This is a genomic window from Marinicella meishanensis (assembly GCF_019931145.1).
In the GTDB taxonomy this organism is placed as follows: Bacteria; Pseudomonadota; Gammaproteobacteria; order Xanthomonadales; family Marinicellaceae; genus Marinicella; species Marinicella meishanensis.
In genome coordinates this window covers 102060-118546 of record NZ_JAIOUV010000003.1, presented here as the reverse complement: position 1 = coordinate 118546, position 16487 = coordinate 102060, and the positions used below count along the sequence as shown (strand labels likewise).

The window sequence follows — 16487 nt, the reverse complement described above, 5'->3', positions numbered from 1 at the left end:
TGATGTGGTGAGTCACAATGCAATAACTCACCGGATGATCTTGGAACCCCTGGCCCGGGGATTCCAAGATGGCTGGATGGTTGGCCTCAGAGACTGCCGTTAAAACTCGCCCTCGGCGATGTCCATCAGCGATTCAGCACCGGTCAGAATGGTGGCTTTCAAGGCCTGACAACGGGGCAATATCTTGTGGAAATAGAACACTGCTGTTTTCAATTTACCGCGATAAAAATCGGCGCCCAAGTTGCCTTTGTTTTGCTCGGCGGCGGCATACATGCGGGCCCAAAAGTAACCCAGAATCACATAGCCTGACAACATCAAGTAATCCACCGAAGCGGCCCCAACTTCATCGGGGTTTTGCATGGCGCGCTGCACAATTTCGCCGGTCACTTCATGCCACATGTCCAGGTAGGACTGCAGTTGATCATTCAAGGGGGTGTCGGTTTGGTTGATGAAATCCTGAATGATGTCAGCGATTTCGCCCAACTGCCCTTTTTGCATTTGCAACATTTTGCGACCGGTCAAGTCCAAGGCCTGGATGCCTGTGGTGCCTTCATACAAGGTAAAAATTTTGGCGTCCCGGTGCCATTGTTCCTGACCGTGCTCGCGGATGTAACCATGACCGCCATAGACTTGAATCCCGTGGTTGGTGGCTTCCATGGCCACTTCGGTCAAAAAGGCTTTGATGATGGGGGTCAAGAATGCCAGCAGTTGCTCGGCTTGTTGCACCGCCTCAGGATCTTGACTGTGTTTGATCACCTCAATTTTTTGACCCACGAAATAGGCCATCGCGCGGTTGCCTTCGGCGAAGGCTTTTTGGGTCAACAACATGCGTCTGACATCGGCATGAACGATGATAGGATCAGCCGGTTTGTTGGGCATTTTAGGCCCAGTGGCTGAACGCATTTGTAACCGGTCTTTGGCATAGGCCAAGGCATTTTCATAAGACGCTTGGGTCGCTGACAAGCCTTGAATGCCGGTGTTCAAGCGGGCCCCATTCATCATGGTGAACATGATTTTCAAGCCATCGTTACCGGCTCCGATCAAGTAGCCTTTGGCTTGATCAAAATTCATCACACAGGTGGCTGAACCGTTCAAACCCATTTTGTGTTCAATGCTGGCAGCCGCCAGGCTGTTGCGTTCACCCACGGCACCTTCCGCATTCGGCATGAATTTGGGCACCAAGAACAAAGAAATGCCTTTGGTGCCTTTGGGTGCATCTGGTAAACGCGCCAACACCAAATGGATGATGTTGTCGGCCAGGTCATGTTCACCCGAGGTGATGAAGATTTTGGTGCCAGTGATTTCATACATGTCATCGCCAATGGGTTTGGCGGCGGTGTTGACCAAGCCCAAGTCGGTGCCACAATGCGGTTCGGTCAAACACATGGTGCCGGTCCACTCGCCGGTGGTCAACTGCGGCAAATATTGCTGTTTCAAGGCGTCTGGCGCAAAATGCTCGATCAACTCACGGGCTCCATGGGTCAAGCCTGGGTAATTCGACCAACCAGGACAATAATAGGTGTTCAACTCGCCCAGGATCAGTTGCAACCAGTAACTCAGGCCCTGACCACCGTATTCTGGGTCACCATCCAATGAGGCCCATCCCGCTTCACAATAGGCTTGGTACAAAGCCTTGAATCCATCCGGGGTGGTCACGGTATCGCCTGCATGGCGACAAGCCTGTTCATCGGCTTGGCGGTTCAGGGGACCGGCATTTTCATGCAAGAATTTTGACGCTTCATCAACAATGGTCATGAAGGTTTCGACGTCGATGTCTTCGTGCACTCCCAGTTTTTGGTAGTGACCGGTCAAATCGAGGACTTCGTCGGCGATGAATTGTATGTCTTTAACAGGAGCGGGTAAATTGGCCATAATTCAAACGTTTGTTTTAATGAGGATAAGCATTTTACCACCGCTTCTGTGAGAATCAAATATCGGGTCAACAAAATTTTTCAGTCTTGTTTGACACCGGTTTACCCGGCCGCAGTTCTGCCGCAGCAAGTGACCTGGGGCGGGCCTCACTGGATGATGCGCTGGTAATATTTGAGCATGGCTTGGCGCATGGTCGAATCTGGTATGGGGCCTTGCATGGCTTGCATGTTTTCTTGCATGTGTTGGACCTGGCTGGTGGCTGGAATGGCACAGGTCACCGCCGGATGTGAAATGACAAATTTCAAAAAGAACTGGGCCCAGGTGTGGCAGCCCAAGTCTTTGGACCAATCGGGCAGCGCTCGGCCTCGCACGCGGGCGAACAGACCACCGGTTTGAAACGGTCGATTGATGATCACCGCCACCCCCAAATCGTCTGCCAAGGGCAACAGCTCTTGCTCGGCTTCGCGGTCATGCATGTTGTAAGTGAATTGCACAAAATCCACCGGGTATTGTTGCAGCATGGATACCAATTCACGATGTCGCCGCCCGTGTGAGGTGGTGATGCCGGTGTATTGAATGCGCCCTTCGGCTTGCCACTGTTGCAAGGTCGGCAGATGGGCCTGCCAGTCGAGCATGTTGTGGATTTGCATCAACGCCATAGACTCCAAGCCCCACAGATTCAACGATTCCTGCATCTGTACCTGCCCCATGGCTTGACCCCGGGTCCACACCTTGGTGGCGGCAAACAATGAATCAGCACCGGCCACCTGCGGCAACACCGCCCCCAACAATTTCTGGGCAAAGCCATACATGGGCGAAGAATCAATCAAGCGACCACCGCCGGCGAAGAACGCCTGCAAGATCTGCTGGTAGCGGGTCAGTTCGGTGTGTGCAGGGTTGTGATCAAAGGTGATCCAGGTGCCCATACCAATCGCAGGTATGGCAGCGCCGGTCTTGGGAATGGTTTTGAGCAAGCCAGGTGACGGTTGGTTGTTGGCGGACAACAGTGGTGTGTTGATGGCCAATCCCAACGCAGCCAGCCGCTGTAACACCGTCCTGCGATTTAACATGATGAAACCCGTAATTGAAGTTCCTATCAATAGACTGGATCAATCTGGAAAGGTTCCCTGGCCTGGGTATTATCAGGTCGAGAGCAGCTGCCTGCAGCCGCTCCCGTGGTACACATCAATGCTTCATTGCTCGTACTGATTCAACTCTTTGTTGAGTTTGAACACCTCAGCCTCAAACCCGGCCAAGTCATATTGGCTTTGTAAGGCACGCAACTCCTTGTTGTAACTGTTGATCTTGTAACCATAATACAGCTCTTTGATTTCGGCCGTGAAGTCCGGATAAAAGATTTTGAAGGTGTCCGGACCCAACAACGGACAGGACGTGCAGTAAGGCGGAATATCTATTTCCAACCAGGCCCGCAAATCCACATCTGGGGCGGGGCTGGTTCTGGGACCACAAGGCAGCGACCGGTCTTCAAGCACAATAACCCCTGGATGCGCAGCCAAATAATCGTCGATGAGGCGCTGTCTGTTTTCTTCACAGGCCTCTTGAGTTTCTCCAGCTGGACGTGCCGTGGTGCGGTCAGAAAACGAAACCAAGGCGGCATAGCCGGTGGTGAACGACTGGGCGGCCGCGCTGCCCAGACCCATCCCCAGGATAAATAAAAATACCCATAATTTTTTCATTGCTTTACTCCTTAATGATTAATAAATTCACACTGTTCTGTGGCAGTGTCATGTCATAAGTCGTAAATCCAGTCCAATTCCTGACATCAGGCAGAAATTTCATGCCCACTGGCCCCATTTATGCCAACCAATTCCCACATTTGAAGATCGGCTGTGATGTCGGCCTGAATTGGCTTGACTGTTCAGGCAACCGTGTATTATGGGCATAAAAAAGCCCCACAAAGCGGGGCTCATAGAGATCAGTTGAGGGCAGGACTAGAATGGAATTTCGTCATCGAAATCATCAAAATTCGGGGCTGGGTTGTTGTTCTGTTGGGGTTTGTTGGCTTTGGGGGCCGAAGGCATCGACTGCCCGCCGCCAAAGCCACCTGATCCTGAGTCACCGCGGCCACCAAGCATTTGCATCTCATTGGCCAGAATTTCGGTGGTGTAGCGGTCTTGACCGTTTTGGTCTTGCCATTTGTTGGTTCTGAGTTTGCCTTCAATGTAAACCTGGCTGCCCTTCTTCAGGTATTCACCGGCAATCTCAGCCAAGCGGCTGAAAAACACCACACGATGCCATTCCGTCTTTTCTTGGCGGTTGCCTTCTTTGTCTTTCCAGCTTTCGGTGGTGGCCACGGAAATGGTGGTCACCGCCGCACCTGCCGGGGTGTAACGGACTTCTGGGTCGTTACCCAAATTGCCAACCAGAATGACTTTGTTGATTCCTCTTGCCATGATGTGAGTCCAAAAAAATGAAAGGTCAATTATAGGGTGCCCCCTGCCGTGATTCAAGTTGAGGTTCTGGATTCTTGGGGTCATTTTTGCCCCCAGTGGTCCGAATATTTTGACCGGCCCATAAGAATTCATGGGCAGCCCTGCAGCGTTGTGAACTTGATAATGGGGGTCATTTGGAGCCAATCCCATGAATGCCCATCAAAACCACGGATTCACCTTGATTGAATTGATCATCGCCTTGAGCATGCTGGCGATCCTGTCGGCCTATGCCATCCCCAATTACCGAACCTTTCAACTCAACCAAAGCATGACCCACGAGATCAATCGCTTGGTGGCCACCATCAACCACGCCAGGAACCAAAGCATCATTGCGCAGCAGTCGGTGGTATTGTGTGCCACGGCCAGTGAATTGGGATGCGACGGCAACAGCCAATGGCATGCCGGCTGGATGGCTTTTGTGGATCACAACCAAAACCGGGTGTTTGATGGCAGCGATCGTTTGTTGTTACAAGAACACGGCATGGCTGACTCTTTGCGGGCACAAGCTTCGGTGTACCGACCTTACATACGTTTCGATCGCACCGGGTTTGCCCCAGGCGCCAACCAGACCATTCGTTTTTGTGATCAACGGGGTGCAGAATACGGCAAAGCGGTGATCATCAGCAATGTGGGACGGCCACGACTGGCGAGGCAAATAACCAGCTGTGATTGAATGGATTGGTCATTCCAATCGATCGGTGAGCAACGCAGGGTATGGCCTTTGCAGGCTGAACAGTGGTCTTTCAGTTGGTGTTGACAGACCCTAGTTGGTGGTGAAGCTTTCGCCACAACCACACGAACCGGTGGCGTTGGGATTTCTGTAGACAAAGATTTGATTGATGCCTTGGCGTTCGTAATCGATCACCGTGCCATCCACCTTGTCCAAAGCGTCTTGGGGTACAATTAATGTCACGCCTTTGTCTTCCATGGTCATTTCATCGGCTTTGACTTCGTGGGCCAGCTCGACCTCGTAACCCCAACCGGAACAACCCATTTTCTTCACCGACACCCGAAAACCCATGGCCTTCTCATCCAAAGACAAAAAATGCAAGATGCGGTCAGCGGCTTGTTGGGTGAGTTGTAAGGACATGATAAATGGCTCAATTGACTTGCTGACAATATGCGGTAAATGCAGCGATTTTTCAAGGCATTCTTTAACGGGATTGTGGACCAACAAGGCTGAGACCTTTGGTTGGGTCCTGGGTCTTTGGCAAAAAGAACTGAAAATGCACTGATTAAGGCGGGAAACGCAGTCCAATGCGCCGTCAGTTTTCAAACGCCAAGCAGGGAATTTTAAGGCTTTTAGACATGATCCACGAAACCAACCTCGAGACCTTTGGTTGGTTTCTGGGTCTTTGGCAAAAAGATCTGAAAACGGACTGATTAAGGCGGGAAACGCAGTCCAATGCGCCGTCAGTTTTCAAACGCCAAGCAGGGAATTTTAAGGCTTTTTGACATGATCCACGAAACCAACCTCGAGACCTTTGGTTGGTTTCTGGGTCTTTGGCAAAAAGATCTGAAAACGGACTGATTAAGGCGGGAAACGCAGTCCAATGCGCCGTCAGTTTTCAAACGCCAAGCAGGGAATTTTAAGGCTTTTTGACATGATCCACGAAACCAACCTCGAGACCTTTGGTTGGTTTCTGGGTCTTTGGCAAAAAGATCTGAAAACGGACTGATTAAGGCGGGAAACGCAGTCCAATGCGCCGTCATTGGCAAGTTTTCCAACGCCAAGCAGGTCGTTTTGAGGCTTTTTGACATGATCCACGAAACCAACCAAAGGTCTCACAAAGCCTCAAATAAAAACAGCAACCTTCCTTGGCTGCTGCTGGGGGACGAGGTACAAACTCGTGATTGAAAATGAAGCGGTATTAAGCGGCTTTCTTTTCAATTTTTTTGATTTCTTTGATCAAAGTATCAACACGCTTGGTCAAACCTTTCAGGTCTTCTGCAGTTGGGATGTCCAACTTGTTCAAAGCGCTTTCAACTTTGCCTTCAAAAACAGACTCAATTTTGCTGAATTGCTTGCTGGCCAAAGTTTTGATGTTGTTCAATTTACCTTCGGTTTTCTTGGTCAACTCATCAACAGATTTTTTGGATTTCTTTTCCAAAGACTGACCTTCTTTCAGCAAGTTGCCATACAGCTTGTTGGCTTCTTTTGAAACGTTACCGTAAACTTTGGCAGCTTCTTTCTGGGCAATTGAAACAACACCCAAACCAGCCAATACGGCATTTTTTACTGATTCTTTTACTTGTTTAGTATTCATTCGTGACACCTCATTAAGTTGTGTTTTATTGTTGATGTGGGTATAGTAATCAGCGCTTGTAGAGTAAACACACTAAACCCCCATTTTTTTTCAATTATTTTTTTGGAAGCCGAAAACCTCATGAATATCAGTGACTGGGAAGCAACCGATCCTCAATTCATTCAAGACCTGACCGATGCTGATTTGTTGTCACGCTGGTCAGACCTGCACGCCGCTGACTTGGCTCCTGCGCCCAGTGGTGATTTGTTGGCCGCTTGGCTGCTGTTCCACAATGGCCACTTCGCCGCCGCCGCCGCAGCGGCCCAAGAACTGGGTGATGCCGGAATACCGGTACTGATCCGTTCGGTGGTGGCCTACACCGACTACCTTTGTGAAGATGAAGCCCAGTGCACCGATTTATTGGAACAAGCCTATTTACTAGGAGAGGCTGCAGACAGTAATGACCACAATGTGCAGTTCACCACCGCGCTGGCCATGGGCCGTTATTCTCAGTCGATTTCCATCACCAAAGCCCTGTCCAAAGGACTGGGTGGCAAAGTGAAGCATTTGTTGACAACGGTGCTTGAGGCCCAGCCTGATCACGCCGAGGCCCACCTGGCCATGGCCATGTACCACGCAGAAATCATCGATAAAGTCGGCGCCACTTTGGGCGGCCTGACCTATGGTGCCAAACCCAAAATTGCTTACCAACACATGGAACAGGCCTTGGAGCTGGTGCCCAATGCCATCAATTTGATCGAAGCGGGTAATGCCATGTTGCTGCTGAAAGGGGAAGACAAAGGGATGGATGAAGCCACCGAATATTACACCCAAGCGGCAGCGGTCGAGCCGTTGGATGCCTTACAAAGCATGGATGTGGATTTTGCCGTTTCGCAGCTCTGATCCCCGAACAACACCACCCAACAAAAAACTGGCACCCAACAAAAAACCGGCCAAGCAACCACCTTGCTTGGCCGGTTTTTTATGCGTCTATTTAATGCGGTTCAGAATGTCAGATCAGGCCAGTAAACCCGCTGGCAACATCGACTCGGCTTGGTCTTTGGCTGAAGTGAAGGTCACAATTTCATACGCCGATTCATCGGCCAACAAAGCGCGGGCCAATTCATTGTTTAAGGCGTGACCTGATTTGTGCCCATGGTAGGCACCGATGATCGGGTGACCGAGTTGGTAAATGTCGCCAATGGCATCCAACAGTTTGTGGCGCACGAATTCAGCTTCATAGCGCAAACCGTCATTGTTCAACACCCGGTAGTCATCCAACACAATGGCGTTGTCCATGCTGCCACCCAATCCCAGGTTGTTGTTGCGCAACATTTCAATGTCACGCATGAAGCCAAACGTTCTGGCCCGTGAGATTTCTTTGATGAACGATTGGCTGTTCAGATCAATTTCGGCTTGGTTGCAGTGGTCTTCAAAGGCCGGGTGATCAAAGTCGATCTCAAATGAGAATTGGGAGCCTGAGTGTGGTTTTAAAGTGGCGAATTTATCATCCACTTCAATTTTGATGGCTTTTTTGATTTTGATGAATTTTCTGGGGGCGTCTTGTTCTTGAATGCCCGCCGATTGAATCAGAAACACAAACGGCCCGGCAGAGCCATCCATCACCGGCACTTCTGAGGCGCTCAAATCCACATAGCAGTTGTCGATGTTCATGCCGGCAAAGGCCGCCATCAAGTGCTCAACAGTGCCCACCTTGATGCCGTTTTTCACCAATGTGGTGGACATGCTGGTTTCGCCCACTTGCGTGGCCATGGCTTGGATCGCCACTGGACGTTTGTAATCAACCCGACGAAACACGATGCCAGTGTCGACTGGCGCGGGTCGTAAAGTGATGAAAACTTTTTGTCCAGAATGGATTCCCACACCCGTCGCGCGGACGGTGTTTTTCAAAGTCTTTTGTGCAATCATAGGCGAATGGTACTGATTGTGATGATCAATTTTTGTGAATTGTATCACACTGTCCAGTTCATTCAACGGCTTTTGTGGTATTTTTACAACGCCTGTGACTTTTCTGCCACAGCCCAATTGGCGCCACAAAGGGGGCCGGCCACTGGAGGTTTGGTGACCGGCCAAGTTGACGTTTTTAACTGACAACCTCGGTGGGAATCGGGCTGCCTTATGGTTATTATGGGTTCACAGCCTGCGTCCTCAGTTTCAATCCAGTTGATTTCTCAGGAAGGTTGGGATGTCCAGGTAGTCATCCTGTTCCGCTTCGGTTTTGTTGTCACGCAACTGGTCAATCACCGCCTGACCACCGCTGCTGTTGGCGGTGTTGGGCTCATCTCGGGTGGCCCGAATCGGTTGTTCAATCCGGTTGTTGGTGGCATTGCGCACAATTTCCACCGATTTGAATTGCTTTTGCTTCACCGCTTTGTTCAAGCCGGTGGCCACCACCGTGACGCGGATTTCATCTTTCATGTCCATGTCAATCGACGTGCCGACCACCACGGTGGCTTCATCCGAAGCGTATTCCTTGATCAAGTCGCCAATTTCTTCGTATTCGCCAATGGTCATGTCCATGCCTGCGGTGATGTTGACCAACACGCCGTTCGCACCGTGCATGTCGATGTCTTCCAACAACGGTGAGTTCATCGCCAATTCGGTGGCGGTGGCAGCACGGTCATCGCCTTTACCAACCCCTGAGCCCATCATGGCCATGCCCATTTCAGACATCACGGTTTTGACGTCAGCAAAATCGACGTTGACCAAACCAGGACAGGTGATCAATTCAGCAATCCCTTGCACCGCACCTTGCAGCACGTCATTGGCTGCTTTGAAGGCATTCAATAAGGTCACATCGCGACCAAAGTGCGTCAACAACTTGGCATTGGGGATGGTGATCAATGAATCCACGTGTTGTTCCAAATCTTGGATGCCCTTGTTGGCCACATCCATGCGTCGTTTGCCTTCAAACGGAAATGGCTTGGTCACCACAGCCACCGTCAAAATCCCCATTTCTTTGGCAATCGCGGCAATTACGGGTGCCGCGCCGGTGCCCGTGCCACCACCCATTCCGGCGGTGATGAACACCATGTCGGTGTTGGCCAGACATTCTTTCAAGCGCTCGGAGTCTTCCAAAGCCGCTTGTCTGCCGACTTCGGGATTGGCGCCCGCACCCAGGCCCTTGGTCACGTTCTGCCCGATGCGCACCACATTGCGGCAGTTGGTTTTTTCCAAAGCCTGCATGTCGGTGTTGGCACAAATAAACTCCACACCTTCGATGTCTGCATCGACCATTTGTTGTACGGTGTTGCCACCGCCCCCGCCAACGCCGATCACTTTGATGACCGCGCCAGTGTCTTCTGTTTCCATTAATTCAAACATGTTATATACCTCCGAACTTTATTTTTAATCGCAATGATGATGTTTGATTGGTCTTCATGACGTCCTCAATAATCACCCAAAAACCACTTTTTAAACCGATGCAACCAGCCCTCTGATTCCATCACTGAATCGGCAACAAAATCGGTGTTACTGCCGTATTGCAACAACCCAACACCAGTGGCATGCACTGGGTTGTTGACCACTTCTCTGAGTCCGGCCACATCGACCGGGACCCCCAGCCTGACGGGCACATGAAAGATTTCTTCGGCCAATTCAACGGCCCCTTCCATCCTTGATGCACCGCCGGTGAGCACGATGCCGGCAGCGATCAAGTCAATGTATCCGCTGCGCTGCAAATCGGCCTGCACCAGGCTGAACAATTCTTCGTATCTGGGTTCCACCACTTCGGCCAGGGTCTGTCGGGCCAAGCGCCGAGGCTGGCGATCACCGACACTGGGTACTGAAATGGTTTCTTCCGCCGATGCCAACTGACGCAAGGCACAGGCGTATTTCAATTTGATGTCTTCGGCATGCTGGGTCGGCGTGCGCATTGACACCGCAATGTCATTGGTCACCTGATCGCCGGCGATGGGAATCGCTGACACATGTCGAATGGCGCCTTGGGTGAACACCGCAATGTCGGTGGTGCCCGCCCCAATGTCGACCATGCACACCCCCAATTCTTTTTCGTCTTCGGTCAACACCGCGGTTGATGAAGCCAATTGTTCAACGATCATTTGGTCGACCGACAAGCCACAACGGGCCACACATTTGGTGATGTTTTGCGCCGCACTTTCAGAGCCGGTGATCAAATGCACCCGCGCTTCCAGGCGCACCCCGGACATGCCAATGGGGTGGCGGATGCCGTCTTGGCCATCAATCACATATTCTTGTGGCAACACATGCAACACTTTTTGGTCATTGGGAATGGGCACGGCTTTGGCCGCATCCAGCACTTTTTCCACATCAGTCTTACTGACCTCTTTGTCTTTGATGGCGACGATGCCATCGGAGTTGATTGAGCGGATGTGGCTGCCAGCGATGCCAACGTACACCGATTGAATTTCACAACCGGCCATCAACTCAGCCTCTTCAATGGCCCGCTTGATCGATTGCACGGTGGATTCGATGTCCACCACCACCCCCCGTTTTAAGCCACGGGAAGGCGATGAACCGATGCCCACGACCTCAATCGAACCATCCGGATGCAACTCACCGACGATGGCCACCACTTTGGATGTCCCGATGTCCAGTCCCACTTGCAGTTTTGTTTCATGCTTCTTGGCCATTTTCATCCCATCTCTTGGACCGCAAATTCAACTTTTTGCGCGGTCTGTTCGTCTCCGATGCGCCACTTCACCACATATCCATTGCTGTAACGCAAATCCACTTTTTCCGGCAACCGCTCGGCGGTTGCCAACAATTGATCCCAGGTTTCTGCCAGCCGCAAGACCCGGGCTTCGTGCTTTTCTGAACCCAACAGCACTTCCAAGCCATTGCGCAGAATCAAGCGCCAGTCACCGCGCTCATTGACCCGGGCTTCACTGATTTCATAACCCACCGGTTTCAACAACTGGTTGAACCGTTTGAAATGTTGCAAGGTGGTTTCCGAATCTTCACTGATGCCGTAAATCCGTGGTAAGGCTTTCAAATGATCCACCGCGTCCACTTTGAACACCTCACCCGATTGATTCAACAAATCTTCGCCATTCCAAATGGCCACGGCCTGGTGCTCTTTGATGGTGATTTTCAAAGTGTCTGGCCATTGTTTCACCACATGAGCATAGCGCACCCAAGACATCGATTCGATGTTGGCTTTCACCTGTTCGGCATCCAATCGGAAAAACGACCGCTCTGGGGTTTTGGCCACCATCAAACGCAATTGCTCCGGGGTGATGCGCTGGTATTCAGCGGCCACTTCCAATTGGCTGATGCGCCACCGGTCAGACTGGATCAAACCACTCATCATGGCCACCACCAACAGCAACACCAACAAGCCAAAGATCATCGCCAATTGCATGGTTTTACTCATCCTGACCTCCATTGTCAGCGGTGGCTAAAATCGCCGCCACCAATTGCGTGAAATCCCAACCATGCACCGCTGCGGCCTTGGGCAACAAACTGGTGCTGGTCATGCCGGGGGTGGTGTTGGCTTCCAAGAACCACCGCCGACCCTGGGCGTCCACAATGAAATCGATGCGACACCAGCCATTGATGTTCAAGACCCGGTATATGGTTTGTGCATCGGCTTGCAAGGCTTGCTGCCAATCGGCGGCAAAATTGGCCGGGCAATGGTATTGGGTGGCCTGGCTTTGGTATTTCGCTTGGTAGTCATACAACTCATTGGCCGGTTCGATGCTGACCACCGGCAACACCACTTCGCCAACCAGGCCCACGGTGCATTCCTGGCCGTCAATGTAATCTTCCACCAACACCTGATCAGTGACGGCAAAGGCTGCGGACACCGCCTGCTGGAGTTGCTTCGCGTCATCGACTTTGTACAAGCCCACACTGGATCCTTCGGTGGCTGGTTTCACAATCCACGGGCCTTCACCATTCACCGCCAATTCTTCCATCCGGTGCAACAGTTGGCTGTTGGGGGTCAGGATGCCAGCGGCAGCGACCAAGGTTTTGGCCAGATCTTTATGCCAGGACACACAGGCGCCAGCGAAATCACCGCAAGTCGAACGGTAGCCTTCCAACGCCAACCAAGCGGCCAGTTGACCGTCTTCGCCTTCGGCACCGTGCCAAATATTGAACACCACATCCACAGCAGCCGGACCCAGTTGTCTCAACTCATGCAACTCTCGCACCACCGTGACGCGATGACCCAGTTGCAACAAGGCTTGCTCCACCGCTGCCCCAGAATTCAACGACACTTCTTTTTCGGCGCTGTGCCCACCCATCAACAATGCCACGTGCAACTCAGTCATCATCACCTCCGTTGACAGTCACCATGGATTGGATCAGGGCGCCGATGTTGCCAGCACCAGCCAGCAACACCACATCACCGTCTTCAACCACATGGGCCAAAGCCTCGGGGATGGTGTTGACATCTTGCACGAACACCGGATCGAGCTTGCCCCGGTGGCGGATGCTGCGACACAAGTCATTGGCGGTGGCCCCGGAGATCACGGCTTCACCGGCTGGATACACTTCACTGAGCAGCAACAAATCAACGCCATTAAGCACATCGGCAAAGTCATCAAACAAATCCCGTGTGCGGCTGTAACGATGGGGTTGAAACACCAGCACCAATCGGTTGTTCGACCAGCCATCCCGCACCGCCTTGATGGCCGCTGCCAGTTCGGTTGGGTGGTGGGCATAATCGTCGATCAGGGTCACTGCATGACCATTGATCTCGGTCTCAGGATAAATATTGAAGCGGCGGCCCACGCCATTGAATTCGGCCAAGGCTTTTTTCATGTCAGGCAAGGCCACGTCCAACTCCAGGCCGATGGCAATCGCCGCCAAAGCATTCAAGACATTGTGCTCACCGGGCAAGTTCAGCATCACTTGCTGGAGCACCACTTGTTGGTTGATCAAGACATCGAATTCAACGCGTTGTTGATTTTGTTGTAAGTTAACGGCCTGTATCTGCGCCCGGTCGGTCAGGCCATAGGTGATTTGGTGGCGTGAAATGGACTTGGCCAATTCATACACATGGTCATCATCAACACACATCACCGTCACCCCGTAAAACGGCACGCGGTGTAAGAACGTGGCAAACGACTGTTTCAAATGATCCAGGTCATTGTCAAAGGTTTCCATGTGGTCTTCGTCGATGTTGGTGACCACCGCCATCACCGGCTGCAACAATTGGAACGAACCGTCAGACTCATCGGCTTCAGCCACCAGATACTCACTGGTGCCCAAGCCAGCGTTGGTACCCGCCGAGGTCAACAAGCCACCTATCACAAAGGTCGGATCCAAGCCCGCTTCGGTGAGGATGCTGGCCACCAAACTGGTGGTGGTGGTTTTACCGTGCGTACCAGCCACCGCAATGCCCACTTTGAAGCGCATCAATTCAGCCAGCATTTCAGCCCGGGTCAACACCGGGATTTGCGCCGCTCGGGCGGCTTTCAATTCTGGGTTTTCGGCTTTGATGGCCGATGAATAGACCACCACATCAGCCATTTCCACATGGGCCGCGTCATGACCCAGCATCACTTGAATGTCCATGTTCAGTAATCTTTGTACCACCTTACTGGCTTGGATGTCGGAACCGCTGACTTTGAAGTCCAGGTTGTGCAGCACCTCAGCAATGCCGGACATGCCAGAACCACCCACACCAATCAAGTGAATGCGGCGCATGCGGCTGGCGAATTTGTGTTCAGGATTCAAATAACTCATGCGCTGACCACCTCCTCACACAAACTGGCAATGTGGGCCGAGACGTGGGTTTTTTTGATGGCCTGCAAAGCCTGCTGCATTTGTTGGCGCAGCACCGGATCAATCAATTGCTCAAACAGGGCCACAAATTCAGTCTGTGCAGCCCGTTCCTGCCACATCAGTGCCGCGCCTTTGTTGACCAAACTCAAAGCATTATGAGTTTGGTGGTCATCGACCGCATGCGGATAAGGCACAAACAAGGTGGGAATCCCCACCGTTGAAATCTCAGCTATGGTCAAAGCGCCGGCCCGACAGATACACACGTCAGCCCATTGGTAGGCGCCCGCCATGTTTTGAATGAATTCCTGGATGTCCACTTCCAATGACAGGTCGCCATAAGCAGCTTTGGTGGCCCGCAATTTGTCTTTGCCGCATTGGTGTTTGATCTTGATGGTGCCGTCCTCAATCCAGGTTGACAGGCTTTTGGGAATCAATTGGTTCAAGCTTTGGGCCCCCAAAGAACCACCCAAGACCAACACATTGATGGGGCTGGTGCGGTTGAATTGTTTGTTGATGTTTTCAATGCTGTCGCGCACCGGATTACCCACCCACTGGGCTTCATGCTGTTGTTTCAAATCAAATCCGGTGAGGACCTTTTGCGCCCATTTGGCCAGGTTTTTGTTGGTCAAACCAAACACGCTGTTTTGTTCGTGCACAATCAGCTTGGTGTCACACAAGCGGGTGGCAAAGCCGCCTGGAGCGGCCACATAACCGCCCATGCTGATGGCCGCGTGGATGTGGTTTTGTTGGAAAAATCGCCGGGCCTGCCAAATCCCTTTGAGCAGGCGGAATGGCATGGTCACCATGCCCACCAGGCCCTTGCCTCGCAGGGGTTTGATCGGCAATAAGGTCAATTTGATGCCATGTTGTTTCACAATGCGCTCTTCCATGCCACCCACGGCGCCCAACCAAAAAATTTGATGGCCTTTCTTTTGCAATGACTTGGCCACTGCAATGCCTGGAAAGATGTGTCCACCGGTTCCGCCGGCCATGATCGCGAAATTCATGCGCTGGCCTCCTTATGCACCGCCCTGAAATGCACTTTCCGGTTTTCATATGAAATCCGAAACACCACACTCATGGCAATGATGTTCATCATGATGGCACTGCCACCTGAAGAAATGAATGGCAAGGTCAAACCTTTGGTGGGCAACATACCCAGATTGACCCCCATGCTCAAAAACGCTTGCAGGGCCATCCACACCGCAATACCGGTGCACATGAAGCCGGCAAAATCATTGCCTTGATCAAACGCATTTCTGGCCACTTTAAAAATCCTGAAAATCAACAACACAAACAAGGCGATCATCACCATCACCCCGATGAAACCCAATTCTTCGGCATACACCGCAAAAATGAAATCGGTGTGCGCTTCGGGCAAATAAAACAACTTCTGGATGCTCGAACCGATGCCGACCCCAGTAATTTCACCGCGGCCGACGGCAATCAAGGCCTGCACCAATTGGAACCCTGCATTGAATGGGTCTTGCCATGGATCCACAAAATTAACCAACCGCTTGACCCGGTAAGGTTCGGCCCAGGCGATCACCATCATGGCCGAACCGGCCAACAGGCTGATGACACTCAAATCCCGATAGCGGGCACCGGCGATGTAAACCATGATCAGGGTGATGATCAGCAACAACACCGCCGAACCAAAATCCGGTTGTACCAACAACAAACCAGCGATCAACACCACCATCACCAATGGCTTCAGCACACCCAGCATGGAATGTTGAATGCTTTTTTTGTGTTTCACCACATAGGTGGCCAGTGACATGATCAAGGCCAGTTTGATGGCTTCCACCACTTGGAAGCGGGAAATGCCCAAATTGATCCAGCGCCTGGCACCATTGACCTCAACCCCAATGCCCGGAATCAACACCAGCATCAAAGCCAACACCCCGAGTATCAAAGCTGGGCGACTCAAGCGATTCATCCAGGGCGAAGGGATGTTCATCACCATGGCCCCGAACACCACGCCCAGTCCGATGAAGATCAGGTGGCGTTTGAAATAATAAAACGGATCGTTAACGGCATTTTCTGCCACCGCGATCGAAGCCGAAGCGACCATCACCGCACCAATGGTCAACAATGCCAAAAAGGCCACAGCCAACAAACCGTCGACCCCGACGTTGTACCAGCTGGAAACCAATTTTTTGTTGTTCGCTGCTGCCAT

General features: G+C 51.9%; 16 protein-coding genes. 2 read left to right on the top strand and 14 right to left on the bottom strand.

The features are described 5' to 3' along the window. Positions 1-99: 99 nt before the first annotated feature. From K7G70_RS05375 to ssb, 4 genes are all read right to left on the bottom strand, one after another. Positions 100-1872: an acyl-CoA dehydrogenase C-terminal domain-containing protein gene (locus K7G70_RS05375; RefSeq protein ID WP_223787584.1), complete on the bottom strand. Its 1773-nt coding sequence runs from the start codon at positions 1870-1872 to the stop codon at positions 100-102. A 146-nt stretch (positions 1873-2018) separates the two neighbouring features. Beyond that, positions 2019-2942 carry an aldo/keto reductase gene (locus K7G70_RS05370; RefSeq protein ID WP_223787583.1) on the bottom strand — a complete coding sequence of 308 codons (924 nt, stop codon included), beginning with the start codon at positions 2940-2942 and terminating at the stop codon, positions 2019-2021. A 123-nt stretch (positions 2943-3065) separates the two neighbouring features. Then, complete coding sequence (locus K7G70_RS05365; RefSeq protein WP_223787582.1) at positions 3066-3569, bottom strand: hypothetical protein; 504 nt, start codon at positions 3567-3569, stop codon at positions 3066-3068. Between the two features lie 255 nt (positions 3570-3824). After that, on the bottom strand, positions 3825-4286 hold the full coding sequence (gene ssb, locus K7G70_RS05360; protein ID WP_255589889.1) for a single-stranded DNA-binding protein: 462 nt from the start codon (positions 4284-4286) through the stop codon (positions 3825-3827). Positions 4287-4473: 187 nt separating this feature from the next. On the opposite strand from ssb, the gene K7G70_RS05355 reads away from it, so the two are divergent. Beyond that, a complete protein-coding gene (locus K7G70_RS05355; protein ID WP_223787581.1) occupies positions 4474-4998 on the top strand; it encodes a GspH/FimT family pseudopilin in 525 nt (174 codons plus the stop codon). Positions 4999-5088: 90 nt separating this feature from the next. On the opposite strand, the gene K7G70_RS05350 is transcribed toward K7G70_RS05355, so the two are convergent. Continuing rightward, on the bottom strand, positions 5089-5415 hold the full coding sequence (locus K7G70_RS05350; protein ID WP_223787580.1) for a HesB/IscA family protein: 327 nt from the start codon (positions 5413-5415) through the stop codon (positions 5089-5091). A 781-nt stretch (positions 5416-6196) separates the two neighbouring features. After that, the gene (locus K7G70_RS05345; protein WP_223787932.1) at positions 6197-6592 is read right to left on the bottom strand and encodes a phasin family protein; all 396 of its coding nucleotides are present in this window, start codon (positions 6590-6592) and stop codon (positions 6197-6199) included. Positions 6593-6712: 120 nt separating this feature from the next. On the opposite strand from K7G70_RS05345, the gene K7G70_RS05340 reads away from it, so the two are divergent. Next, positions 6713-7474, top strand: a complete 762-nt coding sequence (locus K7G70_RS05340) for a hypothetical protein (RefSeq protein ID WP_223787579.1) — start codon at positions 6713-6715, stop codon at positions 7472-7474. A 114-nt stretch (positions 7475-7588) separates the two neighbouring features. On the opposite strand, the gene lpxC is transcribed toward K7G70_RS05340, so the two are convergent. The 8 genes from lpxC to ftsW all read right to left on the bottom strand — a co-directional run bounded on the left by lpxC (position 7589) and on the right by ftsW (position 16487). Continuing rightward, positions 7589-8500, bottom strand: a complete 912-nt coding sequence (lpxC, locus tag K7G70_RS05335; RefSeq protein ID WP_223787578.1) for a UDP-3-O-acyl-N-acetylglucosamine deacetylase — start codon at positions 8498-8500, stop codon at positions 7589-7591. A gap of 246 nt (positions 8501-8746) precedes the next feature. After that, positions 8747-9916 carry a cell division protein FtsZ gene (ftsZ, locus tag K7G70_RS05330; RefSeq protein WP_223787577.1) on the bottom strand — a complete coding sequence of 390 codons (1170 nt, stop codon included), beginning with the start codon at positions 9914-9916 and terminating at the stop codon, positions 8747-8749. A gap of 65 nt (positions 9917-9981) precedes the next feature. Further along, positions 9982-11205 (bottom strand): cell division protein FtsA, encoded by a 1224-nt coding sequence (ftsA, locus tag K7G70_RS05325; protein WP_223787931.1) that lies wholly within the window; start codon positions 11203-11205, stop codon positions 9982-9984. A 2-nt stretch (positions 11206-11207) separates the two neighbouring features. Continuing rightward, on the bottom strand, positions 11208-11948 hold the full coding sequence (locus tag K7G70_RS05320) for a cell division protein FtsQ/DivIB (protein WP_223787576.1): 741 nt from the start codon (positions 11946-11948) through the stop codon (positions 11208-11210). Continuing rightward, complete coding sequence (locus K7G70_RS05315; RefSeq protein ID WP_223787575.1) at positions 11941-12849, bottom strand: D-alanine--D-alanine ligase; 909 nt, start codon at positions 12847-12849, stop codon at positions 11941-11943. The genes K7G70_RS05320 and K7G70_RS05315 overlap by 8 nt, the downstream gene beginning before the upstream one ends. Then, positions 12842-14269 (bottom strand): UDP-N-acetylmuramate--L-alanine ligase, encoded by a 1428-nt coding sequence (murC, locus tag K7G70_RS05310; protein WP_223787574.1) that lies wholly within the window; start codon positions 14267-14269, stop codon positions 12842-12844. The genes K7G70_RS05315 and murC overlap by 8 nt, the downstream gene beginning before the upstream one ends. After that, positions 14266-15315: an undecaprenyldiphospho-muramoylpentapeptide beta-N-acetylglucosaminyltransferase gene (gene murG, locus K7G70_RS05305; RefSeq protein ID WP_223787573.1), complete on the bottom strand. Its 1050-nt coding sequence runs from the start codon at positions 15313-15315 to the stop codon at positions 14266-14268. The genes murC and murG overlap by 4 nt, the downstream gene beginning before the upstream one ends. After that, positions 15312-16487, bottom strand: a complete 1176-nt coding sequence (gene ftsW / locus K7G70_RS05300) for a putative lipid II flippase FtsW (protein ID WP_223787572.1) — start codon at positions 16485-16487, stop codon at positions 15312-15314. Before ftsW ends, murG begins: the two co-directional genes overlap by 4 nt.

Coding starts and splice junctions, on each gene's coding strand:
- K7G70_RS05315 (WP_223787575.1), bottom strand. CDS start 12,849: ATGACTGAGTTGCACGTGGCATTGTTGATGGGTGGGCACAGCGCCGAA.
- lpxC (WP_223787578.1), bottom strand. CDS start 8,500: ATGATTGCACAAAAGACTTTGAAAAACACCGTCCGCGCGACGGGTGTG.
- K7G70_RS05345 (WP_223787932.1), bottom strand. CDS start 6,592: ATGAATACTAAACAAGTAAAAGAATCAGTAAAAAATGCCGTATTGGCT.
- K7G70_RS05350 (WP_223787580.1), bottom strand. CDS start 5,415: ATGTCCTTACAACTCACCCAACAAGCCGCTGACCGCATCTTGCATTTT.
- ftsA (WP_223787931.1), bottom strand. CDS start 11,205: ATGGCCAAGAAGCATGAAACAAAACTGCAAGTGGGACTGGACATCGGG.
- K7G70_RS05320 (WP_223787576.1), bottom strand. CDS start 11,948: ATGAGTAAAACCATGCAATTGGCGATGATCTTTGGCTTGTTGGTGTTG.
- K7G70_RS05340 (WP_223787579.1), top strand. CDS start 6,713: ATGAATATCAGTGACTGGGAAGCAACCGATCCTCAATTCATTCAAGAC.
- ssb (WP_255589889.1), bottom strand. CDS start 4,286: ATGGCAAGAGGAATCAACAAAGTCATTCTGGTTGGCAATTTGGGTAAC.
- K7G70_RS05375 (WP_223787584.1), bottom strand. CDS start 1,872: ATGGCCAATTTACCCGCTCCTGTTAAAGACATACAATTCATCGCCGAC.
- K7G70_RS05365 (WP_223787582.1), bottom strand. CDS start 3,569: ATGAAAAAATTATGGGTATTTTTATTTATCCTGGGGATGGGTCTGGGC.
- ftsZ (WP_223787577.1), bottom strand. CDS start 9,916: ATGTTTGAATTAATGGAAACAGAAGACACTGGCGCGGTCATCAAAGTG.
- murC (WP_223787574.1), bottom strand. CDS start 14,269: ATGAGTTATTTGAATCCTGAACACAAATTCGCCAGCCGCATGCGCCGC.
- murG (WP_223787573.1), bottom strand. CDS start 15,315: ATGAATTTCGCGATCATGGCCGGCGGAACCGGTGGACACATCTTTCCA.
- K7G70_RS05370 (WP_223787583.1), bottom strand. CDS start 2,942: ATGTTAAATCGCAGGACGGTGTTACAGCGGCTGGCTGCGTTGGGATTG.
- K7G70_RS05355 (WP_223787581.1), top strand. CDS start 4,474: ATGAATGCCCATCAAAACCACGGATTCACCTTGATTGAATTGATCATC.
- ftsW (WP_223787572.1), bottom strand. CDS start 16,487: ATGGCAGCAGCGAACAACAAAAAATTGGTTTCCAGCTGGTACAACGTC.